The sequence below is a fragment of the Armatimonadota bacterium genome (genome assembly GCA_016869025.1).
Lineage (GTDB): Bacteria > Sysuimicrobiota > Sysuimicrobiia > Sysuimicrobiales > Humicultoraceae > VGFA01.
The window spans coordinates 1-25,405 of the sequence record VGFA01000012.1 but is presented as its reverse complement, the minus strand read 5'-3'; the positions used below and the strand labels follow the sequence as shown (position 1 = coordinate 25,405).

The window sequence follows — 25,405 nt, the reverse complement described above, 5'->3', positions numbered from 1 at the left end:
GCGGGGTCAGCCGGATGCAGTCAGCAGCGCCTGCATCTCACGGCCGTTTTGCGCGGCCTGGCCGCGGGCGTGGTTGTTGAACATGAGATAGAGGGAGCCGACCCTGGGAGCCAGCGTGCCCACGGTCGCGGCCCACCCCTCCAGTTCCTCCCGCGAGTAGAGGTAGTCATATGCGCGGTCCGTGGGCACCCTGCGCTCTACAAGCGCCGGATTGCGGCCGTGGAACCGGACGACCGACCACCCGGCGGTCACCTCTACCTCGGGCGGAGGGAAGTACTGCACCTGGGCCATGTCGGGAACTACATAGGCATACCCGCGCTCACGCAGGAAGCCCAGGAACGCCTCCCGGTGCCGGTGGTACAGCCACTCCTTGTGGCGGATCTCCACGGCCACCGGCCAGTCGCGCAGGTAGGGCGCCCATGTCTCGAGGTAGGCGAACAGGTCCGGCGAGTACCCCACACCCTTGGGAAACTGAAACAAGACGTAGCCCAGCCGGCCCTCCGCGACAAACACGTTGACGAACTCCGCGAACTGGTCCCAGACCGCGCCCAGCGCCTCCTCCGGGACGCGGTCGCCGCGCACCGGACCGCCGGACCGCAGACCCGGGGGTAGGAGAGCAGCGATCGCGGGCGGCAGTCGCCTCGGATCGCTCTCGTGGCGCGTCAGCCACGCGAACGCCTTGATACCGAACCTGAACGAGGCCGGCGTCCAGTCCAGCCACTGTCTGGCGCGTTCGGGGGGTTGCAGGGCGTGGTAGCTAGCGTCCACCTCGACGGCGGGGAAGACGCCGGCATAGTGCGCGAGACGGGCTCTCGGGTCGGTCTTCGTACCGCGCGGGTAGAAGTCGCTGGCCACCACGCCGCGGTCTGCCCACGAGCAGGTTCCCACGAAGACCTCGCACCCTCGAACGGTGATCGGGGCGGTCTTCGGGACGCCGGCGGGTTCCGGGAACAGGCTCACAGCGGAACTGTTCGCGTGCGCCTGCCGGCTCCCTTCGCGGCGTGTTCGTCTGGAGCCGGCGCGTCCGCCGCGCGTTTGACAGTACCTTCGCGCCCTGGCTATAATGTCCTGGGCTTCTGCCCGTTTTTTTTGCGCCCGATCATCATTACTCCCTGGAAGGGGATTGCTGTTGAGAGCGCGTCTCGGCTTCCGTCTGGTCATCATCCTTGTCCTCGGCCTTGCGGCGATACAGGTGGCGTTCCGCCCGCTGACGTTCGTCGGTCGCACGCCGGTCTTCCGTAGCCCCACGCTGCACATGAACCTGGGCCTTGATCTCAAGGGAGGCAGCCTGCTAGTGCTGGAGGGGCTGGACACGTCAACCGCACAGGCCACGCCCGAGGCCGTGGATGCCGCGATGCGGGTGATCGAGAAGCGCATAGATCAGTTGGGCGTGGTGGAGCCGACGATCCAGCGGCAGGGCCTGAAGCGCATCATCGTCGAGTTGCCTGGAATCCAGGATCCCGAACGGGCGATCAAGCTGATCGGGAAGACGGCGTTGCTGGAGTTCGTGGACACCGGTGCGCAGTCGCTGCCCGACGGCGCGCACTGGAGCGCCGACGGCAAGACGGTCATCCTCCCCGAGCGGCCGGGTGCCCCTCAGCCCCCGGGCCAGACCGGTACTGCCCGATCGTTGCCTCTGGCCAAGAAGGTGGTGCTGACCGGGGCAGACCTGGAAAGCGCGCAGGCCGGCTTCGACCAGAACAGCGCCGAGCCCATAGTCCATTTCAAGTTCCGCGGCAAGGCCGCCAAGACGTTCGAGGATTACACGGGCGCGAACGTCGGCAAGTACCTGACGATCGTGCTCGACAACGAGGTCATATCGTCACCGGTCATTCGAGATCGCATCACCGGTGGGAGCGGGCAGATCAGCGGCGGTTTCCGCGTGATCGAGGAGGCCCGCGACCTGGCCGTTCTCCTGCGGGGCGGGTCGCTGCCCATCCCGGTCGAGGTAGTGGAGAACCGCACGGTTGGACCTCAGTTGGGCCGGGACTCAATTGACAAGAGCCTGAAGGCCTCGAGCGTCGCGCTGGTAGCCGTAGGGGTCTTCATGGCGCTCTACTACGGCCTGCCAGGTCTGATGGCCGACTTCGCGCTTTCCCTCTACCTGCTGGCCCTGCTGGCACTGCTGAGCGGTCTGGGCGCAACGCTCACGCTGCCCGGCATCGCAGGGATCGTTCTCTCCATCGGGATGGCGGTGGATGCCAACGTGATCATTTTCGAGAAGGTCAAGGAGGAGCTGCGTGCCGGCAAGAGCCTGCGCGCGGCGATAGCAGCGGGCTGGACCAGGGCGACGACGACGATCCTGGACTCCAACATCACGACGCTGATCGCCACGGGTGTGCTGTTTCTTCTGGGCTCCGGGCCGATCCGCGGCTTCGCGGTTACGCTCAGCATTGGGGTGCTGGTTAGCATGTTCACAGCGATCATCGTTACGCGGGCATTTGTGGACGCCGCCGCGACCGCGGGCCTCGGGCCGCAGTTGGCCCGCTTGGCCGGGAGGGTCGCGCGGTGACCAACCGGACCTGGGATATAGTGGGCAAGCGGCGCTGGGGATATGCTTTCTCCCTGCTCCTCATCATCCCCGGCGTGATCGCGCTCATCACCAACTTGGCCGCCGGAAGAGGCGCGCTCGACTGGGGCGTGGACTTCACGGGCGGCAACTTCTTCCAGTTGCAGTTGGAGAGGCCGTTCACCACCGGGCAGGTACGCGCGGTCGCAGACCGATTCGCCACCGGGCAGAGCGTCATCCAGAAGGCGGAGCAGGAGGTGCTGATCCGCACCAGGCCGCTTACCCCCGAGGCGAAGAACGGCCTGCTCGCCGCGCTCAGGCAGAAGTTCGGCAAGGTGACCATACTGCGCGAGGACGAGGTGGGACCCAAGATCGGACGGGAGCTGCGCAACGTGGCGATCATAGGCGTGCTGATCGGCCTGGCGCTGCAGGTGCTCTACGTCTCCTATCGGTTTAAGTCCTTCCGGTACGCCATGGCAGCAGACATCGCGCTCCTCCACGATCTGCTCGTCGTCGTGGGAATCTTCGCCATCACGCGCAAGGAGGTTAACACCGCCTTCGTGGCCGTACTGCTGACCGTTGTCGGTTACTCGATAAACGACACGATCGTTGTGTTCGACCGGATTCGCGAGAACCTGGCGATGCGTGGGCGGGAGGCGTTCGATCGGCTCGTCAACCGCAGCCTGCTTGAGGCATTGGTGCGCTCGATCAACACCGTGCTGACCACACTCCTGGCCATCGGCGCGGTCTACGCCTTCGGGGGCAGCACCGTTCGCGACTTCGCCTTCGGCCTGATGGCTGGGATCACCGTCGGGGCTTACTCCTCGGTGTTCAACGCGAGCGCCATCCTGGTAGACTGGCACCGGTGGGCAGAGCGCCGCGGCAAGCGGCCACGCCCTGAACCCCCGGCGGAGATGGCCACGGTCGTCGAGGCGTCGGTGCCGCAGGCGGCCGACACTACGCCGCGCCGAAGGCGGTCGCGGAGGAGGTAGCAGGCATGTCGGTATTCACCGTGTTCGCGTTGCTGCTGTTTGCCGCGGTCACGGTCTTCGCGCTGGCCAATCCCTCGGCCGTTGTGCTCCGTCTCGCGGTCTGGGAGGTGCGGACGACGCTGGCGCTGGCAACCATAGGCGCCGCCGTTCTGGGCGGCTTTCTCGTCTTCGTCAGCGGCTTCATCGGACAGCAGCGGCTGCGATCGCGCCTGCGGGAGATGCAGGCGCGCCTGCGCGAGCTTGAGTCGCAACCGCCTGCATCCGGCGGCCGGCTGAACCAGAACCCCTGACCCGCTGGTGCGTTGCCTCACCTGACGCGGCGGCGCGGCGCCGCCTTGTAGACACCCTCGGGGTAACCACCCTCACGGCCCAGGTTCTCATGAACCGGGGTCTTTCTGATCCAGCCGCGGCCGCGGCCTTTCTGGACTGCGGCCTTGACCGGCTGAGTTCCCCTTTCGATCTGGCTGGGATGGACCATGCCGCCGCGCGCCTGGCGCAGGCGGTGCGCGACCAGGAGCGGGTGGCGATATACGGCGACTACGATGCCGACGGGGTGACGGCAACCGCGATCCTGGTGCGAGGGCTGCGTAGCGTCGGCGTTGCGGTGGAGTACTACGTACCCGATCGCCGCGCCGAGGGCTACGGGCTGCACCCCGACGCCGTGGCCCGCCTGGCATCCGAGGGGGCGGAGGTTCTGGTGGCGGTTGACTGCGGCATCTCGGCGCCATCCGCGGCAGAGGCCGCCCGCTCGGCCGGGCTAGACCTCATAGTGCTGGACCACCATGAGCCCACAGGCCCGTTGCCCGAGGCCGCAGCCGTCGTGCACCCGCAGCGGCATGTCGCAGGCGCGGCTCCCGGCACCGAGTATTGCGCCGCCGGGCTTGCGTACCAGGCCTGGCGAGCGTTGTGCGTGCTCCTGGAACGGCACGACGACGACGGCGACGGCGACCTCCTGGAACTCGCCGCGCTGGGTACGGTTGCGGACATGGCGCCGCTGCTGGGTGATAACCGGATCCTGGTAGCCCGCGGTCTTGAGCGGATGGGCTCAACCCGCGTCCTGGGGCTGCGCGCTCTCATGGAGGTGGCTGCGCTGCTGCCCCCTCTCGGCGTTCGCGACCTCTCTCACGGGCTGGCCCCGCGGATCAACGCGGCCGGGCGGCTGGCTCATGCGGCAGACGCGGTCCGCCTGTTGACCACGGAGGACCCTGAAGAGGCAGAGATGCTGGCCCGCAGGCTTGACGGCCTGAACAGAGAGCGGCGTGCCTTGTGCGAGCAGGTGCTGGCAGAGGCCATCGGGGATGTCGAAGCGAGAGGGTTGCAGGAACAGCCCGCGCTGGTCCTCGCGCGCGAGGGCTGGCATCCCGGCGTCGTGGGCATCGTCGCTTCGCAGCTGGTTGAGCGGTACTACCGCCCGGCAGTGCTGATCGCGCTGCAGGAGGGCTTAGGAAAGGGATCGGCGCGCAGCATCCCTCCGGTGCACATGGTCGAGGCGCTCTCCCATGCCGCAGCCCACGTGACCGCCTTTGGCGGCCACGCCATGGCCGCCGGGCTTACGATCCCGGCGGGCGCAGTGGAAGGGTTCCGGTCCGCGTTTCTTGCCGCGGTTGCGGGGAAACTGCGTGACGAAGATCTGGAGCCGGTCGTGCAGATTGATGCCGAGATCCCTCTGGAGGCGGCCACCCTGGAACAGGCCGCGGAACTCGGCCGCCTGGCCCCCTTCGGGAGCGGAAACGAGCCGCCGGTGTTTGCGACCAGCGGACTGCGGGTTCACAGCACGCGACTGGTGGGTGATGGAGCCCATCTACGCATGGTTGTCGGGGATGGCACACTCACGGCGGAGGCGATCGCGTTCCGTCAAGGCGACCTGGCCGAGCTGCTGGCCTTCACCCAGGCACGCGTGGACCTGGCCTATTCACTGGAGGAGAGCAGATGGCGCGAGGTCAGCTCCGTGCGGCTGGTCGTGCGGGATCTCCGCACCCCAGGTCTGAAGCCGGCAGAGGTGACCTCCAGCACCGCGCAGTTGCTGGGGCGCCTGTTCGAGCGTGCGGATGACTACCTCGATCTCGACCGGCGCGAGGTCGAGGAAGCCGACGCCTTCCATACCAAGGTGGTCGGCGTCACCTTCGAGGGGCGCCAGGCGACCCTGGCGTCGGTACGGGCCGGCGAGGCGCTCCGCCTGGTGCGGGATCCCCAAAACCCCCGAGATCCGCACGCGATCAAGGTCTGCCTCGGCGACGGGCGGCAGCTCGGGTTCCTGCGGGCGGCACTGGCAGCCCGGCTTGCGCCGGCCATGGACGCCGGGGCCCGATACGCGGCGACCGCGACGGCGCTCACCGGCGGCGGGGACCGCGCGTGGGGGCTGAACATCCATGTCAACCGCGAGGCAACCTGGGAAGGGGAGATCGTCGAGGGCCGTCGCGGACCACTCGAGGGCCTGGTCTCCGATCTGAGCCGCGGGCGCACCCTCTCCGGCCGGCAGCAGGAGGTCCTGGATGCCGTTCTTGCTGGAAGCCCGGTCGCGGCCCGCTTTGGGCCGGGCCGCAATCTCCTTCCCGTGGTGGTGATGGCGGCAGCGGCCCTGGTATCCCGCGGTGACGGGCCGGTCGTGGTGGTGCTGCCGCGGTCCGCTGTGGTGGATGCCTGGTATGGGCTTGCAGGGATGTGGTTGCGAGGGCTCGGGCTCCGCGTGGCCGGCGCCCACGGCCTGCTTCCGGCCCAGGACACGGCCCGTATCTGCGCGGCCTGGGGCAGAGGGGATCTCGACCTGTTGTTTGCGTCCGCGCTCTGGACTGAGCTGCGTGTTCCGGAAGCAGGCGGTGTAGTGGCCGTGTTCGATCCCCACAGCCCGGAGTCCGACATTGCCCTCCTGCGCGAACGGTACGGCGGTCGCCTACGCCTCCTGGCCGGAACGCTGCCCTTCGAGGCATTGGCGCAGGCCGCCGCTGCTGTCGGGATTGACCGGGTCGTGGCCGCTGGTCCTGCCCGGACAAACCTGCGTGTGGTGGACCGCCGCGGCCTCCCGGGTGAAGAGATCGGCCTCGCCACCGGCCGAGCGCGCCAGGAGAAGGTCCTCGTCCTGACGGACGATGCTGGCGCGAGCGTGACGGCCGCGCGCCACCTGCGCACGCGCCACCCAGACATGGCGGACCTCATCGCCTACTATCACGCGGGCCTGCCATCGGCGCTGCGCCGCGTGATCGAGGATCTCTTTGCCGCAGGGCAGTTGACGGTGTTGGTCGCCGGGGCACATCTGGTTGCGCCGGCGCTGCCTGAGGACATCGCGCGCGTGGTGGTTCTGGGTCTGCCGACGGACCCCCTGCTTGCAGGCGACTGCATGGGCTCTGGAGGCCTGAAGGGGCAGGCGACGACCGTAGAGCTCCGGTTCGGCCCTGACGCGCTTGATGCTGCCGCGGCCCGGTTGGAAGCGCGCTGCCCGTCGCGGGAAACGCTCGTGCGGTGCTACCATGAACTAAGGGCGCGGGGACGGGCAGGAGCAGGTTCGAAGACGGTCCTCCCGAAGGGGGTTCTCTCTGCGTGCCTGGCAATCATGGTCGAGGCCGGGATCCTCACCCGAGAGGACGCCGAGGGTTCCGGGGGGCTGTACACCCTGCTGGGCGCCGGCGCCCGAGGCGATCTGGGCCGGTCACTCAGGTACAGGGAGGGGATGCGGGAGCACGCGGCCTGGTCCCATCTGCGTGCCTGGGCAGGCGGTCCGGCCGCGCGAATCCTGGACGACCTGTCGAGGCCGTAGTTCAGGAGGGCTCGGCGGCCTCGCACCGAAATGCTGCAGGAAAAGCCGAACGGCGGTGTCCAGCGGTGAAGTGGCTGGATCTGCGCAGACAACAAGGTAGCTTCCAGGACCTGCCGCCTGAGGTCCAGCGTCTCATCGCGACACTGCGGGCCAACTTCCCAAAGGCCGATCTCGATCTCGTGCGCGAGGCCTACCTTGCCGCTGCCAGGGCCCACGAGGGCCAGAGACGCGCCTCGGGCGAACCGTACGTCATGCACACGGTGACCGTGGCGACGATCCTGGCCGATCTGCGCCTCGACATGACCACGGTTTCCGCCGCCCTGTTGCACGACGTGCTCGAGGACACCGGCGTTGAACTATCCGAACTGCGCGACCGGTTCGGCCCCGAGATCGCCACGCTGGTGGACGGCGTCACCAAGCTGGGCAAGATCGAGTGGCAGAGCCGGGAGGAGCGCCAGGCCGAGAGCCTGCGGAAGATGTTCCTGGCAATGGCCAACGACATCCGCATTGTCTTGATAAAGCTGGCCGACCGGCTGCACAACATGCGCACAATAGCGCCGCTCCCGGAGTGGAAGCGCCAGCGTACCTCCCAGGAGACGCTCGACATCTATGCCCCGCTGGCCGAGCGGCTTGGAATAGGCAGCGTCCAGAAGGAGCTCGAGGACCTGGCATTCCAGCAACTCGAGCCCGAGACCTACGCCGAGATCACGCGCTCGCTGGCCCAGGCCGAGAACGCACGGCAGGCGCTGGTGGATCGGGTAGTGCGCGTACTTCACCGCGAGATCCAACGGTCAGGAATAAAGGTGGATCCCAAGAACATCACTGGCCGGCCCAAGCACATATACAGCATCTGGAAGAAGCTCCAGCGCCCCAAGTACGCGGGACAGCCCGTGGAGCGCGTCTACGACCGCCTGGGAGTGCGTGTGCTGCTCGATGACGTGAAGGACTGCTACACCGCGCTCGGCATAGTTCACGCCGTCTGGAAGCCGATCCCGGGGGAGTTCGACGACTACATCGCCAGCCCGAAGACCAGCGGGTACCAGTCGTTGCACACGGCCGTCATCCACGAGGGAGAACCTCTGGAGATCCAGATTCGCACCCATCAGATGCACGCCGAGGCCGAGCGCGGCATCGCCGCCCACTGGAAGTACAAGGAGGGCGCGGCACAGATCCGAGAGGTGGACCAGAAGCTGGCCTGGCTGCGGCAGCTGCTGGAGTGGCAGCAGGACCTGGCCGACGCGCGCGAGTTCGTGCAGTCGGTCCGGCTGGACCTCTTCCAGAATGAGGTCTTCGTCTTCACTCCCAAGGGCGACGTGGTAGACCTGCCGGCCGGCGCGACCCCGGTGGACTTCGCCTACCGCATTCACACCGACGTCGGACACCGTTGCGTCGGGGCCAAGGTGAACGGACGGCTGGTTCCGCTGTCGCAGAAGCTCCGCACCGGCGATATCGTTGAGATCTCCACAAGCAAGAGCAGTGCCGGTCCAAGCCGGGACTGGTTGATGTTCACCGTGACCAGCAACGCCCGATCCAAGATCAAGCAATGGTTCAAGCGCGAGCGACACGAGGAGAACCTGGCCCGCGGCCGGGAGATGCTGGAGCGCGAACTGCGGCGTACCGGCGGCGTGGCAGCGGCGATGAAGCCCGAGCGGCTCGAGGAGGTCATCGGGCAGTTTGGGGTGTCGTCGGCCGACGAGCTGCTGGCCGCGATCGGCAACGGCGACCTCTCGCTCCTACAGGTGGCACACGCGCTGCGGGGCACACTCCCCGTCGAAGAGGAACCGGCGGTGCCCCCCACCGTGCCGCCGGCGCCGCCGGGTGCACCGCAAGGAGTCCGAGTGCGGGGCGTGGACAACGTGCTCATGCGCTTTGCCCGCTGCTGCACCCCGCTGCCAGGCGACCGCATCGTCGGGTACGTGACCCGCGGCCGCGGCGTGGCGATCCACAGGAACGACTGCGCAAATATCGCCTTCCTGCGCGCACATCCCGAGCGCCTGCTCGAGGTGGAATGGGAGCCCGTGCAGGAGCGGATCTACCAGGTGGAGGTGGAGGTGGAGGCGTTCGATCGGGTGGGACTCCTCAAGGACATCTTGGCCGCGATCGCGGAGACGAGGACCAACGTCCTCTCGATGAACGCTCGCATACGGCGGGACAAGGTCGTCGTCACGAACGTCGTATTGGACATCCGTAACATCGGCCAGCTGCACGCGGTCATGCAGCGCGTCGAGAAGGTCCCCGAGGTCTTCAGCGTAGCCAGGGTCGTGCCCACGTAATGAGGCGCACGACGTCTGCGCGTGTTGAACTCTTCGCCGAGTCGGTGATCCGTGAGATGACGCGGCTCGCCGACCTGCACGGGGCCATCAACATGGCGCAGGGCTTTCCGGACTCCGACCCCCCGCCGGAGCTGGTGGAGGCCGCCGTGGCCGCGGTGCGGGGAGAGTGGAACCAGTATTCGATCACATGGGGGTCCCCGCGGCTGCGGCGCGCGATCGCCGACAAGGTGGCGTGGTCGAACGGCCTGGAAGTGGACCCGGAGCGCCACATCACGGTGACCTGTGGGGCCACCGAGGCGATGATGGCCACGCTGCTCGCCGTCCTGGACCCGGGTGACGAGGTCGTCCTCTTCGAACCCTTCTACGAGAACTACGGCCCGGACGCGTTGCTGGCAGGCGCGCACCTTCGGTATGTCCGACTGGATCTCACGGATCCGGCCATGCCGTTCGATCCCGCTGATCTGCGTGCCGCTTTCGGGCAAAGGACGCGGGCCATCATCGTGAACACGCCTCACAACCCCACCGGCAAGGTCTTTACCCGTTCCGAGCTGGAGCAGGTCGCGGCCCTGTGCCTTGAATGGGACGTGCTGGCGATCACGGACGAGGTCTACGAGCACATCCTCTACGATGGGGCGGTCCACATCAGCCTGGCTGCGCTGCCCGGGATGGCGGAGCGCACCGTCACGGTCAACAGTATGTCCAAGACCTACAGCGTGACCGGCTGGCGGGTGGGATGGGCGCTGACCGGCAACGACGCGATCGCCGACGGTATCCGCCGCGCCCACGACTTCCTGACCGTAGGCGCGCCGGCACCGCTGCAGGAGGCGGCGGTGACCGCGTTCAACTTCCCGCGCGACTACTACACGGGCCTGGGCGCGTTCTATCAGGCCAAGCGGAACGCCATGCTTGAGATCCTGACCGGGGCCGGCTTCGGGTGTGTCGTGCCGCGCGGCGCGTACTACGTCATGGCCGACTTCACCGGCCTGTGCGCGGATGATGACGTGACGTTTGCGCGGCGTATGGCTTCCCAGGTGGGCGTCGCCGTGGTTCCGGGCAGCAGCTTCCGCAGCGATCCTTCGGCCCGCACGCCACACGTGCGCTTCGCGTTTCCCAAGCGGCCCGAAACCCTGGAAGAGGTGCGGCGCCGCCTCGGCGCCCTTGCCCCACGTGCCGATGGCTAGGCCGGAGCCGCCGCGGAAACCACAGTGAGAGCAGTTGTTCAACGGGTAGCGCGGGCGGCCGTGCGCGTCGGCGATGCAACGCTCGGCTCGATCGGTCCGGGGCTGATGGTTCTCCTCGCCGTGGCGGCAGGCGACGCATCCCCGCAGGCCGCGGCACTGGCCGAGAAGGTATCCCACCTGCGCATCTTCGACGACGAGGCCGGGAAGCTTAACCGGTCCGTGATGGAAGTGGGCGGCTCGGTCCTGGTTGTCTCGCAGTTCACGCTCTACGGCGATGTTAGCCGCGGGCGCCGTCCATCCTTCATTCGGGCGGCGGCGCCGGATCATGCCGAGGCGCTGTGCGAGGAGTTCGTCGCCGGGCTGCGCACACTTGGCATCACCGTCGCAACAGGCCGGTTCCGGGCTAAGATGGTCGTGGAGATCCACAACGACGGGCCCGTGACGCTCGTCCTAGATACAGATGGCTGACACGCCCCGCCTGATGGTAGTACGCCACGGGCACCACGACTGGTTGGTGCCGCCGGTCAACCGGTTCGCCGGCCGGCTCCCCGGGGTGCACCTGAGCGCAGCTGGCCGCGCCGAGGTCGAGGCCCTCGCGCTATACCTGGAGGGAGCGCCTCCGGACCGTATCGTGTCCAGCCCGCTGGACCGCACGATGGAGACCGCGGCCATCATCGCCGAACACGTGGACCGGCCCGTCTCCGCGGACGATCGTCTCATCGAGGCCGGGCTCGGGCCGTGGGAAGGCATGCCGGTCGCCGATGTGATCGCCCGCCATCCTGCCGAATGGCAGACATGGCGGACCGAGCCATCGCGGATGGCGGTTCCCGGCTTCGAGCCGGTGGAGGCGATTGCGGGCCGCATGGCCGAGTGCGCGCGCGAGTGGGTGGAGCAGGGAGGTGCTGCGTTGCTCGTCTCCCACCAGGATCCGATCCTGGCGCTGATATGCCGTCTGCTCGAACTGCCCCTGGATGCCATGCGGCGGATGGAAATCTCGCCCGCGTCGCTGACCGTGTTCGAGTTCGTGGACGGCACTCCGGTGATGCTGGTGCTCAATGCGGTGGCGCCGGTGCGCCCCCTCAGGCAAGAAACGCAGTGAGCAATCGCTGCTCAAGCTCGCGGCTGACCTCGGAGAGGTCCTTCACCGTATCCACGGATCGCCAGTAGGCCTCGGATTTGTAGGCGCCCAGGCGTCGCTGCCCGGCCAGCTCCGGGAACGTTGTTCGCTCGTGGTCCCCGACCTCGGGGAGCATTGGTATCACCTCGGGGGATAGCACGTAGATCCCGGCGTTGATCCAGTAGGGGAGCGTTGGTTTCTCGTGGAACGCCACCACCCGGCCGTCCGCGGTTGTCTCCACCAGCCCGTAGGTGCTGACATAGGGCGTGAGCACCACCGTAGCCAGATTCCCGCCCCCGCGGTGATGGTCTACGACCGGTGCGAGCCGGAGATTCGTCAGGATGTCGCCGTTAGTCGCCAGCACGACCTGCTCGCTCGGGCGCAGCCTCCCGAACGCGCTGCGGATGGCGCCGCCGCGTCCGAGGGGTGAACTCTCAACAGCGTAGTCAATCCGCATGCCCCACTTGGCGCCGTCGCCGAAGTAGTCCCGGATCACCTCGTGCCTGTACCCGCATGCCACCACGACTTCCGAAACGCCCTGCGTCTGCAGCCAGTGCATCTGGTACGCCAGTATCGGGACGCCCAGGACCTCGACCATGGGCTTGGGCCTGTCTTCGGTGTAGGGGCGGAGCCGCTCCCCTCGTCCGCCGGCCAGGATGATTGCCTGCACCTGTGGCGCCTCCCTTCAGGACGGCTGGGGTTCCTGTTGTATGACTTCGCCCCTGCGGCTGCGACCTCCTGGACGAGGAAACCTGCGGCCGCAGGCAGTGTACGGTGCCGGTCTCGCGTGATTTGACAGCAGAGCCCGCCCAACAGTAGAATAGCCGCAAGTTTCAGGTTCATACGGTACCGGCTGGGAAGGGAAGAGTAGGACCCGGCCCTTTCAGAGAGGGGAGGCCTCGCTTCGGCGGGCTGCGAGCATCCCCAGGCGCCCCGGGTTCCGAACGACGCCCCTGAGCCGATGGGTCCGGCCGCGCGCAGCCGTGGCCGGGGTCGTCCGGGTCCGCCCGTCACAGCGTAGAGGGTCCGACCGGTTGCTTCGCGCCGGCCGGGAACCAGGGTGGCACCGCGGGAAGATACGACGCTCCCGTCCCTGACGGACGGGAGCGTTGCTCTTGGCAGGAAGAGAGGGGGAACGGAACCATGGCCGCATTCCAGGCGCCGCGCGGCATGCGCGACATCCTCCCAGGCGAGGTGGAACGGTGGCAGGCGCTGGAGGCAGAGATCCGCGAGATGGCGGCCTGCTACGGGTTCCGCGAGATCCGTACACCGGCGGTCGAGCACACGGATGTGTTTCAGCGCACGGTGGGCGAGAACACCGACCTCGTCGAGAAGGAGATGTACACGTTCTCGGATCGCGGGGGCCGCTCGCTCAGCCTGCGCCCCGAGGGGACCGCGGCGGTGATGCGCGCCTTTCTCGAGCACGGGCTCGCGCGCTGGCCGCAGCCCGTGAAGCTCTACTACATCGCGCCGATGTTCCGCTACGATCGGCCCCAACGCGGCCGCTACAGGCAGCACACGCAGTTCGGTGCCGAGATCATCGGCAGTCCGGATCCGTCGGCCGATGCCGAGGTGCTAGCGCTGCCTGTGCGCCTGCTCCAGAAGGTGGGCCTGGCAGAGGTCGAGGTACGGCTGAACAGCGTCGGCGACGCTGGCTGCCGCCCGCGGTACCTGGCCGCGCTGCGCGACTACTTCAGGCCCCGTGTCACCGATCTGTGCGAGGACTGCCGGCGGAGGTACGAAGAGCACCCGCTGCGTATTCTCGACTGCAAGCGCGAGGGGTGCAATCGGATCGCACGCGGCGCCCCGCCGATCTTCGGCTACCTCTGCGACGCCTGCGCTGCGCACTTCGCGGGCGTTCGGGCGCAGTTCGACGCGCTGGGGATCCGGTACACGCTCGACCCCTTCATCGTGCGGGGGCTGGACTACTACACGCGCACGGCCGTGGAGGTCTACTCCGGCCGCCTGGGCGCTCAGAACGCCATGTTTGGTGGCGGACGCTATGACGGGCTGGCCGAGCAGCTGGGAGGACCGCCTACCCCTGGCGTGGGCTTTGGCTTCGGCCTGGACCGTTTGCTGTTGGTCGGCGAGCAGGAAGGGCTGGCCGGGCCCGTGGACCGGGGGATCGAGGCGATGGTGGTGACGATCGGTTCGGCCGCGCGTTCAGAAGGCTTCCGCCTGGCAGACGAACTGCGTCAGGCAGGCATCAGGACCGATGGCGACCTGCTGGCCCGTCCGGTGGCCGCGCAGATGAAGCTCGCCGACCGGCTCGGCGCGCGGATGGCCGTGGTCCTGGGCGACGATGAGCTGGCCGCGGGCACGGTCACGCTGCGCGAGATGGCCACCGGCGAGCAGATCACGATAGGGCGGACAGGCGTTGCAGCCGCGCTGCGGGATCGGCTGCGGAGGCGAGAGCCAGCCGGCGGCGGGCAGGGAGGATGAAGGCGGTGGGGGAGAAGCGCACGCACTCCTGCGGGGAACTGCGAGGCGCCCACGCGGGCCAGGAAGTCCGCATAGCCGGGTGGGTACAGCGCCGGCGGGATCTGGGAGGGGTAGTCTTCCTCGATCTGCGCGACCGGGAGGGGCTGACGCAGGTGGTCATCAACCCGGGCGATGTGGATCCCGCGAGCGCGACGGCCGCGGGCGAAGTGAGGGCGGAGTTCGTCGCGGCGGCCAGCGGCCTGGTGGCACGCCGCCCGGACGGAACGGTGAACCCGCGCCTGGCCACCGGGGAGATCGAGATCCGGGCCGGGACGCTGAGGATTCTGTCTCCGTCGGCAACGCCGCCGTTTGCGCCGGGCGATGAGGCCGCGGTGGATGAGGCCTTGCGGCTGCGCTACCGGTACCTCGACCTGCGCCGCCCGCGCATGTACCGCAACCTCATGCTGCGGCACAAGGCCACGATGGCGATCCGCGAGTCGCTCGACCGTCAGGGTTTCCTGGAGGTTGAGACGCCAATGCTGATCCGCAGCACGCCTGAAGGGGCTCGGGACTTCCTGGTGCCGAGCCGGGTGCAGCCGGGGAAGTTCTACGCGCTCCCGCAATCCCCTCAACTGTTTAAGCAGTTGCTCATGGTAGGCGGCATAGACCGGTACTTCCAGATAGCGAGGTGTTTTCGCGACGAAGATCTGCGAGCGGACCGCCAGCCGGAGTTCACCCAGATAGACATCGAGATGAGCTTCGTTGATCAGGACGAGATCCTGGCGATAACCGAGGAGATGCTCCACGACGTCTGGGCCAGGGTGTTGGGCACCGAAATCCAGCGCCCGTTCCCACGGCTGTCGTACGCGGATGCCATGCTGCGCTTCGGATCCGACAAGCCAGATCTGCGGGTGCCTTTGGAGATCGTGGACCTAACCGATCTGGCGGGCCAGAGCGGCGTGGCCAGGTTCCAGGAGGCCGCGTCATCCGGAGGAGTGCTGCGTGCTCTGCGCATACCAGGGCACGCCGCAGCCAGCCGGCGCGACATGGATGACCTTGCCGCCGTGGCCCGGTCTGCCGGCGCCGAAGGTCTGGCTTCAGTGGCGTTGACATCGTCGGGACCCAGGGGACCACTGGCCAAGCACCTGTCCAGGGGTGTGCTCGATGCGATTGCGGCCCGCACCGGCGCGCAGGAGGGGGATCTCATCCTGCTTGTCGCCGGGCCAGCCGAGGCGACCGCGGCCGCGCTAGGGCGCCTGCGGCTGGAGGCGGCCGACCGGTGGGGCCTGCGCGAGAACGGTGCTGCCTCGAGGTTCGCCTGGGTGACGGAGTTCCCCCTGGTGGAGTTTGACCCCTCCCAGGGGCGGTTCGTCGCGGTTCACCATCCATTCACGGCGCCGATGGAAGAGGACCTGCCCCTACTGGAGGCGTCGCCCGGCCGGGCGCGCGCGAGGGCCCACGACCTTGTGCTGAACGGCGTGGAGCTGGGCGGGGGGAGCATACGGATCCACGAGCACGGGGTGCAGGAGCAGGTGTTCCGGCTGCTTGGGATCTCCCCTGAGCAGGCGCAGGCGAGGTTCGGTTTCCTGCTGGACGCGCTGCGGTTCGGCGCACCGCCCCACGGCGGGATAGCGCTGGGCCTTGACCGGCTCGTGATGCTCCTTGCCGGGGAGGCCACGATCCGCGACGTGATCGCGTTTCCCAAGACCGCGAGCGCGACCGACCTGATGATCGGGGCGCCTGCGCCTGCGGATCCGGATCTGCTGCGCGATGTTCACATCGTGGTTGCACAGGATCAGGTTGCGGGCGGCGGCGCAGGTTGATAGGATTAGAGGTGCGCGGAAGGTCCCCTGCCGTGCACGAGGCGGGCCAGAAGTTCCGATCCAACACATTGGCCCGGGGAGCCCGGCTCCGGACGCCGAGGCAGACCCGCTGCCAGTCCGCGGGAAGCCGGAGCGGCCGGGAGGGCACCCACCTGCGAGAGCAGGGTTCGGGAACTCCGTCCCGCACGGCACGGCGGGGGCCTGCTAGTAGATGAACTCCTCTATGTCGTAGCGCGCAACGCGAGCCCCGGCCCCTAGCACCGCCCTGGATCCCGAGACCAGTTCGTCCACCTGGTCCCATACCTCGTCCTCGGTGAGCGACTTCACTCCGGCTGCCATTGCCCTCTCGGCGTAGGGGCCCTCGCGCGGAGCGGCGAACGCCGAGACGTACAGCAGGTCTCCGGCACCCAGATCCATGGCCCGGATCGCCGCCAGCGTGGCTTCCACGTGCCTCGGCCAGAATGCGTCCCCGCCGATGCCGGCCATGACGATGATGCCTACCGCCAGGCCCGCCTCCCGGGCCGCGTGCGCAAGGCCAATCGCTTCCTCGGCCGACTGGGGCTTGTTGAGGAACTCCAGCATCCGGTCGTCGCCGCTCTCCAGACCCAGGTAGATTCTGCGAAGCCCTCGCGCCCGGAGTGTTGCCAGGTCACGGCAGTCGCGGCGGTGACCTGTGAACACGTCTATGAACGCCGCCAGGTCGCCGGCATGCTCGGGCAGCGCGCGCGCCAGCAGGTCCAGGCGCGGAATGAGGTCGGCGACAGGCAGCAGCAGGGCGTTTGCATCTCCCAGAAACGCACCCCGCCGCAGGGTGAGCCCCGGGCCGAAGAACGCCCGGACCGCGCCGAGGTGAGACGCGAACTCGTCAAGCGGCTTGATCCGGAAGGGACGCGTCCGGTAGAACGAGCAGAAGGTGCAGCGGTTCCAGTGGCAGCCCTCGGTTACCTGGACGACGAGGGAGCGGTAGCGGTCGGGAGGAAGAATCGGCACCGGCGCATATACCGAGGCGAACCTCTGAGCATCCGCCTCGGCCGCGCCGGCATCGAACCGGGCGGCGGCCTCCAGCAGAGCCGCTGCCCTGCCCGCATCGGGCTCTCCGGGCAGGGACCAGAGGATCTCGGCGGTGCCGCTGCGCAGGGCGAGGAGGGCTGCGGCCGCCGCCCTGGCTGTCGCGTCCGTGATGGCCGCGCGCGCCCCACCTTCCAGGAAGCTCCTGTGTCGGCGGGGATGGCGTCCGCTGCGATCGGTGTGCTTTCGCATCACCCGGCCGTCCAGCGCGCGCCGGTAGAGGCGGTATCCGGCCCACGCCGACCAGAACCGTCCGGCATGATCGAAGGTGTAGATGGCTTCTTCGCCATCAAACACGGTGATCACCAGCGATTCACGCTTGCAGGCGATGCGCGGCGGACGTGTGGTGCGCATACCCGTTTGTTCGCACCCCGGCGCTCGGGTCCCTCCGGCGGCCCAACCCGTGGTACGATAAGGGGTAACCCATGGCGCTGTTCGAGGACGCTCCCGCAGGGTCTGGCGCAGTTCCGCTTGCCGCGCGCCTGCGACCGCGGACGCTCGACGAGTTTGTCGGGCAGGAGCACCTTGTAGGCCCGGGCCGAGCCCTGCGGACGGCGATCGAGCAGGACCGGGTTCGCAGCCTGATCCTCTGGGGACCGCCCGGTTCCGGCAAGACCTCGCTCGCGCTGTTGATCGCGGCCAGGACGCAAGCCCGCGTGGAGCAGGTCAACGCGGTCACCGCCGGGGTCGCGGATCTACGGCGGATCATCTCCGCTGCCAGGGACCGCCTGAGGTTCCATCAGCAGCGGACGCTGCTGATCATTGACGAGATCCACCGCTTCAACAAGGCCCAGCAGGACGTGCTGCTGCCGCACGTGGAGAACGGCACCATCATCCTGATCGGCGCGACCACCCAGAACCCTTTCCATGACGTCAACCCCACGCTGATATCGCGATCAGCCGTAGCCCAGCTCCATCCACTAGACGATGCGTCCGTCCGGGCCATCGTCGAGCGGGCTCTCACTCATCCGGGCGGCCTTGCCGGGCTCGGGTTCGAGGTGGATCCCGAGGCGATGGAGTTCCTGGTAGGCGCGAGCAACGGCGACGCCCGCGTGGCCCTCAATACGCTGGAATCCGCCGCTATCGCCGCGGAGGGCGAAGGTAGCCGCCGGATCACGCTCGCGCTGGTCACCGATGCCAGCCAGCGCCGGATCCTCCTCTACGATCGGGAGGGCGACGCACACTACGACGCGATCTCGGCCTTCATCAAGAGCCTGCGCGGCTCCGATCCCGATGCCGCGGTGTACTGGCTGGCGCGGATGCTGGCGAGTGGGGAGGATCCCAGGTTCATAGCCCGTCGGATGGTGATACACGCCGCGGAAGACGTCGGTCTGGCGGATCCGATGGCCCTGGTGGTTGCCACGGCCGCCGCGCACGCCGTCGAGTTCGTCGGGCTTCCAGAGGCGCGCATACCCATGGCGCAGGCCGCGATCTACATCGCCACCGCGCCCAAGAGCAACGCGGTGGTGACCGCGATCGGCGAGGCCGCGGGCGACGTCGAGAAGGAGCGCGCTGCGCCGGTACCGGTGCACCTGCGCGACACCAGTCACCCCGGGGTCGTTGAGCGCCTTGGTTACGGCAAGGAGTACCGGTATCCGCGCGACTTCCCGGAAGGATTCGTCCGCCAGCAGAACATGCCGCCAGGGCTGGAAGGCCGGCGCTACTACCGGCCCACCGACCACGGCGCGGAGGCCGCGGTGCGAAGGCGGCTGGAAGAGTGGTGGGGGCAGCGCTCCTCGACGGTCAAGGAACAGTCAGGCGAAGGAGCGAAGGAAGGGGAGCAAGCGTGATGCCGCAGTTCAGTCGGACCTTGGAGGTGGTGTGCGATTGCCCCGGCTTCGTGGAGTGCTACCACGCGGCTTCCGGCGCCGCCTGTGGGCCGCACGAGTTCTCCTGGTCGGCCGCGCTGGTCATTGACTTGCTGCGAGGCGACGCTCCCTGATACCATCAAGGCCAGAGGCAGGAGCGCGCGTGGTGAAGCCGTGAACAGGGTAGCCGTCGCCATGAGCGGCGGGGTGGACAGCGCGGTGGCGGCGGCCCTGCTCGTAGAGCAGGGCCACGACGTCGTCGGGCTCACGATGGACCTGTGGCCGTCGTGGCTGCCGGAACCCGAGGGGAACAAGCAGGCCTGCTGCGGGTTGACCGCGATCGAGGACGCGCGCACCGCGGCCCGCCGCCTTGGCATTCGCCACTATGTTCTTAACCTCCGCGAGGAGTTCGAGCGAGAGGTGATTGACTACTTCTGTGAGGAGTACGCGCGGGGCCGAACGCCGAACCCCTGCATAGCGTGCAACCAGGCGGTGAAGTTCCGCATCCTCCTGGGGCGGGCAGAAGCGTTGGGTTGCGGCGTGCTGGCCACCGGGCACTACGCCCGAATCGCCACGGACGACGCCAGCGGCAGGTGGCTGCTCCTTCGGGCCGCGGACCGCCGAAAGGACCAGTCGTACCTGCTGTACACGCTGACGCAGGAGCAACTGGCGCGGATACGCCTCCCTGTGGGGTCTCTCTTCAAGGAGGAGGTCCGGTCGCTTGCCCGGCGTAGGGATCTGCCGGTTGCCAACAAGCCGGACAGCCAGGAGATCTGCTTCGTCCCAAGCGGGCGCTACGGCGACATGGTAGCCGCCCGGCGTCCTGAAACGCTGAGCCCAGGGCCGATCCGGGATCGTGTTGGCGCGGTGTTGGGTACCCACACGGGTATCGCCCGGTACACGGTCGGGCAGCGCCGGGGGCTGGGGTTATCGCTGGGCGTCCCGCGGTACGTGCTCGAGGTTGATGCGCGGCGCAACATGCTGGTGGTCGGCGGGCAGGAGGATCTCCTGCGCCGGTGCCTCGGGCTGAGCAGGGTGAACTGGATCGTGCCGACGCCGCTCCCGGCCGCAGTGACTGTTCGCGCGCGACACGCGTCTCCCGACGTCCCTGCGGTACTGCACGATGACGGCCCTGATCGCGTCCGGGTCGAGTTCTGCGAGCCCCAGCGCGCAGCCGCACCCGGGCAGGCCGTCGCGTTCTATGACGGCGACCGTGTACTGGGCGGAGGAACCATTGAGGACGCATGTTGGTCTGGAGAGGAGATGAACGGGAATGGGAAACCGCAGTGACTTCATGGCAGGCTTCATCATCGGAGGGCTGCTCGGTACGGCTGTGGCCCTGCTCCTTGCGCCGCGCTCAGGAGAGGAGACGCGCACCCGTCTGGCCGGATCCGCCGAGGACCTGGGAGACCGCGCGCGGGATCGCGCGGAAGAGGTCATCCAGAAACTGCGCGTGACCGCCGAGGACCTGTCGCAGCGCGGGCGGGTGAAGCTGGACGAGGGCGCTGCCCGGCTGCGAGAGATCGTGGAGAGGGGCCGTGAGACGCTCGAGGAGAAGGCCAGGGGGTTTCACGAGCCCTCCGAGGAGCAACCGAAAGAGTAGTCCGCTGACCCTCACCATACCTGAGCGCTTTCAGCCGGGCATCGAGATCGCTCGGCGGCTGCGCGAGGCAGGGTGGGAGACCTACCTTGTCGGGGGGGTCGTCCGGGACCTGCTGCTCGGGCGGCCGCCCGTGGATTTGGACATTGCCACGGCCGCGCCTGCCGAGCGCGTGGCGGCTCTGTTCGAGCGGACGGTACCGGTAGGAGCCCAGTTCGGGGTCATTGCTGTCGTACTCGATGGGCACCCCTATCAGGTGGCCACCTTCCGGCGCGAAGGTCCATACCTGGACGGCCGACGTCCGGCGTACGTTGAACACGGCAGTGCGCTCGACGACGTCCGCCGTCGCGACTTCACCGTCAACGCGCTGCTCTGCGATCCGTTCACCGGAGAGATCATTGACCATGTCGGCGGTCGGGCCGACCTGGCCGGCCGGTGCATCCGCACCGTTGGGCCTCCTGCCGAACGTTTTGCCGAGGACCGTCTGCGACTGCTGCGAGCGGTACGGCTGGCCGCCGAGCTGCAATTCACCCTGGAGCCGAGCACGCGCGAGGCTCTGGCGGATCTTGCACCCACAATCGTCGGTGTGAGCGCCGAGCGTATCCGCGACGAGTTGGTCCGGCTGCTGGCTGCGGCGGGCTGCGCCGACGGGGTCCTGCTCATGGCCGCCACTGGTCTGCTGGAAGCCGTATTGCCCGAGGTTTCGGCCCTCTCGTCCCAGCCACCACCCCACGCGGACGGGCCGGCCGTGAACGCGCTCGACCATGCCTGCCGTGTTCTGAGATGCATGGTGCCTCTCGGCCCGGAGCCGGCCTTTGCCGCGCTGCTCTGCCGCCTTCCTGACGCGGAGACCGCTGGCGAAGTCTGCCGCCGACTACGCTTCTCTGCGATCGAGCGCCGGAGAGCAGTCGTCCTCGTTCGCGAGTTCCAGCGTCTGTCCACGGGTGGTTGCCTTTCGGCGGCAGATGCCCGGCGCCTGGCCCGTCAGGGGCTTGCCGCGGGTCTGCTCGAGCTGCTCCGCGCGGACATCGAGGCCGCGGGCAGTGACCCTGCCGTCTACCTCCGCGCCGCAGGGGTGCTGGCCGCCCACGCCAGGGCAGCGTCGGAGCCGGACCGCCTGATCACAGGCGACGACCTGATCGGCATGGGTTATGTTCCCGGCCCGGTGTTCACCGTGATGCTGCGCGCGATCGAGGAGGCGCAGGCCCGCGGCGAGGTTGCGAATGCCGAGTCGGCGCGCGCCTGGCTTCGCAACCGCTTTCCGGCAGGAGCAGCGCGGCCGCCCGTGGAACAGGCATGAGCGAGCGTGCACGCTCGACTGAACGGAGGGCCGCATGACCGAACGCGCTGCGCTGACTTTTGTGCTCTGGGCTCTGGGCATCATGATCGTGATCGGCGCTCTACTGCCCCTGGTCTGGCCGGGGTTGATCCGGTTCGTGAATCGAGCCGTACTCAAGGAGAACGACGCCGGGAACCACTGACGGCGCGCCGGATGGAGTGGAGGAGGCAGGTGGGCAAAGGGGCACTGATTGTCGGGCTTGTCAACCAGAAGGGCGGGTGTGGCAAGACCACGACGGCCGTCAACCTCAGTGCCTCCCTGGCAGCGGCCGGGCATCGCAGTCTCCTGATAGACCTGGATCCGCAGGCAAACGCGACGGTCAGTCTCGGGATCGACCCGGCCACGTTGCAGCAGACGATCTACCACGTGCTGCTGGATCCCGACCACGACGACGGGCTGCCACTGGAGGCCGTCGTTCGGCCGTCGCCGGTGGAGGGTCTGGAGGTCGCCCCTTCCTCTATCGACCTGGCCGCAGCCGAGCTGGAGCTGGCGGCCAGGATCGGACGGGAGCACGCGCTGCGCAGGCGCTTGGCGCCGATGCGCGACCGCTACTCGTTCATCCTGATTGACACGCCGCCCTCCCTGGGGCTGCTGACCCTGAACGCACTGGTGGCCTGCGACGGGATCATCATACCCATCCAGACCCATTACTACGCGTTGCTGGGCATGCGGCAGCTCATCAGGACCCTAAAGATGGTCGGTGACGAGGTGGGCCACCAGGTGGAGATCCTGGGCGTGCTTCCAACGATGTACGACTCCCGCACTACGATCAGCAAGGAGATCCTGGGAGGCATCCACGACTTCTTCCCTAACCAGGTGTTCGAGACCACGATCCACTTCAACATCAAGCTTGTGGAGTCTTCGATGTCAGGAGTGCCGCTATTCGTGAGCAACCCCGCGTCGCGCGGCGCCAGGGAATATTCCAGTCTTGCCAAAGAGGTGATCGCACATGCCCAGCGGTCGCGAGGAGCTGAGGCGCGGCATTAGGAACGTCATCGAGGCGGCCTCGCGCGAGATGGACGCGCTGACCGACTCTCAGCGCCCAGAGGCCAGCCCGGCGGGCTCTCCCGCGGAAGGGCGCGTGGAACGCCCGCTCCTGCGGCTGGTGCGGGAAGCCCAGGCGCAGCCGGTCTCTCCCGCACCCAAACCGATCGCGGTCCAGGGGCCGGTTGCCGTGCACCCTTCCAGGGGCATCTGTGCGGCCTACCAGATAAGCCATGCCTGCTGGGAGGTGCCGGAGGCGTACTGCAACCAGGCGTTGCATATCTGCATGCTGCGCGAGTGCCCGGTCTACGACCTGAACCGGAGCGTGCTCGATCGGCGGTTCGCGGCCAAGTTCGCGCACCTCTGGTGAGGGCGCCGGTCAGGCGTTCCAGTCGAGGTCGAGCAGTTCGCGCAGGTCCGTGATCCAGGCCCAGGGCATGATGCCGCGCGCCTCGACTTCTGTCCGCCGGGGACCGAACCCCACAAAGCGGATGCCGGCCCGCGCCGCCGCCTGACCGTCAATCCAGGAGTCGCCCACCAGATAGGTCGTTCGGTGGGGTCCTGCGCGTTCCATGACGAACCGGATGCCGGCCGGATCGGGCTTCAGGGCAGGCACCTCGTCACGGGTAACCGTCACGGATATGAGCGCGGAGAGCCCAAGTTCGTCCAGCACGCGCTGGGTGGCGGTCCGTGCGTTGTTGGTCAGGAGCGCCAGATGGAACCCTCGGGCGGCCAGGCCCGCGAGGACGCCGTGCACGTTGGGCACCGGCACCGCGTCGGCCAGGCCCGCGGCCTCGAAGGCCTCGATGGCTGTCCATGCCCGAGCGGTCAGGTGCGGAGCGAGGTCGCCGATCCGGGTGACCAGATCCGCGATCGGGACGCGCATCAGGGCCCGGCGCGGCTCCGGCAGCGGGCCAGCGGACTCCAGCAGGTCTATCAGGGCACCGCGTATCGCGGTGAAGTCTATGCGCGAATCAACGAGGGTGTTGTCGAAGTCGAAGATGAGAAGGGGCGGAGGGGCGTCCATCTTGGGCGGCCTGCTTGTTGATTCCTCACTAGGAGCGCAGCCCCTTCAGGATGAGAGGGAACCGTCATGAGCGATCAGCCGGTGCACCGGGCTATAACTGCGCTTCCGGGCCACGTGGGCGAGGTAGTGGAACTCCGGGGATGGCTGCAGCACCGGCGCAGCAGCGGCAAGATACTCTTCCTCCTGGTGCGCGACGGCACAGGCGCGGTGCAGGCAGTCATGAGCCGGAAGGATGTGCCCGAGGAGGTGTTCGCGGCCGCGGACCGGCTCCCGCAGGAGAGCAGCGTGGTCGTGACGGGCATCGTGCAGGCGGATCCCCGGGCGCCCGGAGGCGTGGAGCTTGCCGCGAGCTCGCTGCTGGTTGTGCACGAGGCCGAGCCCTACCCGATCACGTCGAAGCCGCACGGGATCGAGTTCCTGATGGATCACCGCCACCTATGGCTGCGCAGCAGCCGCCAGCAGGCCGCCCTGCGAGTGCGGGCCGAGGTGATCCGGGCGATGACCGAGTACCTTGATGGGCACGGTTTCCTGCGCGTGGACGCGCCGATCCTCACGCCCGCGGCGGTCGAGGGAACGACGACGCTATTCGAGACGCAGTACTTCGATCTGGGATCGGCCTACCTCACCCAGTCGGGCCAGCTCTACAATGAAGCCGCAGCCATGGCGTTCGGGCGCGTCTACTGCTTCGGCCCAACGTTCCGGGCAGAGAAGAGCAAGACGCGGCGGCACCTGATCGAGTTCTGGATGCTCGAGCCCGAGGTCGCCTACCTCGATCTGGATGGCTACATGGCGCTGGCGGAGGATTTCTTGAGCAGCGTCGTTGCGCGGGTCTTGGAACGCTGCCGGGAACCGCTCGCCACGCTTGAACGCGATCTGACCCCGCTCGAGCGCGTCCGCCCGCCCTTTCCGAGGATCTCCTATGATGAGGCGCTGCAGCTTCTGTCCGCGGCCGGGAAGCCCGTGGCCTGGGGCGAGGACCTGGGCGGCGATGAGGAGACCGCGGTCAGCCAGCAGTTTGACCGGCCTGTGTTCATCCACCGGTACCCTACCCGCTGCAAGGCCTTCTACATGCAGCCGGACCCCGGCCGTCCAGACGTCGTGCTGGGCGCGGACCTGATCGCTCCGGAGGGATACGGGGAGATCATCGGCGGCGGGGAGCGCATCCACAACCTGGAGCTGCTGCGGGCGCGCCTGGCAGAACACGGTCTGCCCGAGTCTACCTATCAGTGGTACCTGGATCTACGCCGCTATGGGTCGGTGCCCCACTCGGGCTTCGGGATAGGCGTCGAGCGTACCGTTGCATGGCTGTGCGGTATAGAGCACGTGCGAGAGGCCGTTCCGTTCCCGCGACTGCTCAACCGGCTCTACCCGTAGGGCCCTGCGCTCAGCCATTTCGGAAGAGGTGAGTAGGTAGGGCGAAGCGGGCAGTTACTGGAAGCGGATAAGCGCCGGCGGCTGCTGGATGCTGCGGGCGCTTCCTATTTTCGCAGTTGTCGCGCCGGGAGGATTTTC

The 25,405-nt window shown here is 68.0% G+C and carries 21 protein-coding genes and 1 other RNA gene; 18 read left to right on the top strand and 4 right to left on the bottom strand.

Annotated elements, in window-relative coordinates; all coding sequences use genetic code 11:
* Positions 1–6 precede the first annotated feature (6 nt).
* The gene (locus FJX73_07850; protein ID MBM3470685.1) at positions 7–1,257 is read right to left on the bottom strand and encodes a DUF72 domain-containing protein; all 1,251 of its coding nucleotides are present in this window, start codon (positions 1,255–1,257) and stop codon (positions 7–9) included.
* Here FJX73_07850 and secD point away from each other — a divergent pair.
* The 8 genes from secD (at position 1,064) to FJX73_07810 (ending at position 11,805) form a co-directional block, all read left to right on the top strand.
* Positions 1,064–2,512: a protein translocase subunit SecD gene (gene secD, locus FJX73_07845; GenBank protein ID MBM3470684.1), complete on the top strand. Its 1,449-nt coding sequence runs from the start codon at positions 1,064–1,066 to the stop codon at positions 2,510–2,512. The genes FJX73_07850 and secD overlap by 194 nt on opposite strands.
* Positions 2,440–3,501 (top strand): protein translocase subunit SecF, encoded by a 1,062-nt coding sequence (gene secF / locus FJX73_07840; GenBank protein MBM3470683.1) that lies wholly within the window; start codon positions 2,440–2,442, stop codon positions 3,499–3,501. Before secD ends, secF begins: the two co-directional genes overlap by 73 nt.
* A 5-nt stretch (positions 3,502–3,506) precedes the next feature.
* The gene (locus tag FJX73_07835) at positions 3,507–3,791 is read left to right on the top strand and encodes a LapA family protein (protein MBM3470682.1); all 285 of its coding nucleotides are present in this window, start codon (positions 3,507–3,509) and stop codon (positions 3,789–3,791) included.
* An 89-nt stretch (positions 3,792–3,880) separates the two neighbouring features.
* Complete coding sequence (recJ, locus tag FJX73_07830) at positions 3,881–7,252, top strand: single-stranded-DNA-specific exonuclease RecJ (protein ID MBM3470681.1); 3,372 nt, start codon at positions 3,881–3,883, stop codon at positions 7,250–7,252.
* Positions 7,253–7,362: 110 nt separating this feature from the next.
* Positions 7,363–9,525, top strand: coding sequence for a bifunctional (p)ppGpp synthetase/guanosine-3',5'-bis(diphosphate) 3'-pyrophosphohydrolase (locus tag FJX73_07825; protein MBM3470680.1), 2,163 nt, complete (start codon positions 7,363–7,365; stop codon positions 9,523–9,525).
* Positions 9,525–10,706: an aminotransferase class I/II-fold pyridoxal phosphate-dependent enzyme gene (locus FJX73_07820; protein MBM3470679.1), complete on the top strand. Its 1,182-nt coding sequence runs from the start codon at positions 9,525–9,527 to the stop codon at positions 10,704–10,706. Before FJX73_07825 ends, FJX73_07820 begins: the two co-directional genes overlap by 1 nt.
* Positions 10,707–10,730: 24 nt before the next feature.
* On the top strand, positions 10,731–11,174 hold the full coding sequence (locus FJX73_07815) for a D-tyrosyl-tRNA(Tyr) deacylase (protein ID MBM3470678.1): 444 nt from the start codon (positions 10,731–10,733) through the stop codon (positions 11,172–11,174).
* Positions 11,167–11,805 (top strand): histidine phosphatase family protein, encoded by a 639-nt coding sequence (locus tag FJX73_07810; GenBank protein ID MBM3470677.1) that lies wholly within the window; start codon positions 11,167–11,169, stop codon positions 11,803–11,805. The genes FJX73_07815 and FJX73_07810 overlap by 8 nt, the downstream gene beginning before the upstream one ends.
* On the opposite strand, the gene FJX73_07805 is transcribed toward FJX73_07810, so the two are convergent.
* A complete protein-coding gene (locus FJX73_07805) occupies positions 11,786–12,493 on the bottom strand; it encodes a nucleotidyltransferase family protein (protein MBM3470676.1) in 708 nt (235 codons plus the stop codon). The two genes, FJX73_07810 and FJX73_07805, sit on opposite strands and share 20 nt — an antisense overlap.
* 473 nt (positions 12,494–12,966) lie before the next feature.
* Here FJX73_07805 and FJX73_07800 point away from each other — a divergent pair, with 473 nt between their 5' ends.
* The 3 genes from FJX73_07800 to ssrS all read left to right on the top strand — a co-directional run bounded on the left by FJX73_07800 (position 12,967) and on the right by ssrS (position 16,271).
* On the top strand, positions 12,967–14,265 hold the full coding sequence (locus tag FJX73_07800) for a histidine--tRNA ligase (protein MBM3470675.1): 1,299 nt from the start codon (positions 12,967–12,969) through the stop codon (positions 14,263–14,265).
* Entirely contained in the window at positions 14,262–16,067 is a 1,806-nt protein-coding gene (gene aspS / locus FJX73_07795; protein MBM3470674.1) for an aspartate--tRNA ligase, read from the top strand. The genes FJX73_07800 and aspS overlap by 4 nt, the downstream gene beginning before the upstream one ends.
* Positions 16,068–16,088: 21 nt before the next feature.
* Positions 16,089–16,271: non-coding RNA, 6S RNA (ssrS, locus tag FJX73_07790), on the top strand.
* On the opposite strand, the gene FJX73_07785 is transcribed toward ssrS, so the two are convergent.
* Entirely contained in the window at positions 16,272–17,489 is a 1,218-nt protein-coding gene (locus FJX73_07785; GenBank protein MBM3470673.1) for a radical SAM protein, read from the bottom strand.
* 71 nt (positions 17,490–17,560) lie between these two features.
* Between FJX73_07785 and FJX73_07780 the strand changes: the two genes are divergently transcribed.
* The 6 genes from FJX73_07780 (at position 17,561) to FJX73_07755 (ending at position 23,236) form a co-directional block, all read left to right on the top strand.
* A complete protein-coding gene (locus tag FJX73_07780) occupies positions 17,561–18,925 on the top strand; it encodes a replication-associated recombination protein A (protein MBM3470672.1) in 1,365 nt (454 codons plus the stop codon).
* Positions 18,926–19,138: 213 nt separating this feature from the next.
* Entirely contained in the window at positions 19,139–20,233 is a 1,095-nt protein-coding gene (gene mnmA, locus FJX73_07775; protein MBM3470671.1) for a tRNA 2-thiouridine(34) synthase MnmA, read from the top strand.
* On the top strand, positions 20,217–20,546 hold the full coding sequence (locus FJX73_07770; GenBank protein ID MBM3470670.1) for a YtxH domain-containing protein: 330 nt from the start codon (positions 20,217–20,219) through the stop codon (positions 20,544–20,546). Before mnmA ends, FJX73_07770 begins: the two co-directional genes overlap by 17 nt.
* A complete protein-coding gene (locus FJX73_07765) occupies positions 20,482–21,843 on the top strand; it encodes a hypothetical protein (protein ID MBM3470669.1) in 1,362 nt (453 codons plus the stop codon). The genes FJX73_07770 and FJX73_07765 overlap by 65 nt, the downstream gene beginning before the upstream one ends.
* Before the next feature lie 192 nt (positions 21,844–22,035).
* Positions 22,036–22,869, top strand: coding sequence for a ParA family protein (locus FJX73_07760; GenBank protein ID MBM3470668.1), 834 nt, complete (start codon positions 22,036–22,038; stop codon positions 22,867–22,869).
* Entirely contained in the window at positions 22,832–23,236 is a 405-nt protein-coding gene (locus FJX73_07755; GenBank protein ID MBM3470667.1) for a hypothetical protein, read from the top strand. Before FJX73_07760 ends, FJX73_07755 begins: the two co-directional genes overlap by 38 nt.
* A gap of 9 nt (positions 23,237–23,245) precedes the next feature.
* On the opposite strand, the gene FJX73_07750 is transcribed toward FJX73_07755, so the two are convergent.
* A complete protein-coding gene (locus FJX73_07750) occupies positions 23,246–23,893 on the bottom strand; it encodes an HAD family hydrolase (GenBank protein MBM3470666.1) in 648 nt (215 codons plus the stop codon).
* Positions 23,894–23,959: 66 nt separating this feature from the next.
* Between FJX73_07750 and asnS the strand changes: the two genes are divergently transcribed.
* On the top strand, positions 23,960–25,267 hold the full coding sequence (gene asnS / locus FJX73_07745; protein ID MBM3470665.1) for an asparagine--tRNA ligase: 1,308 nt from the start codon (positions 23,960–23,962) through the stop codon (positions 25,265–25,267).
* The last annotated feature ends 138 nt before the right edge of the window (positions 25,268–25,405 follow it).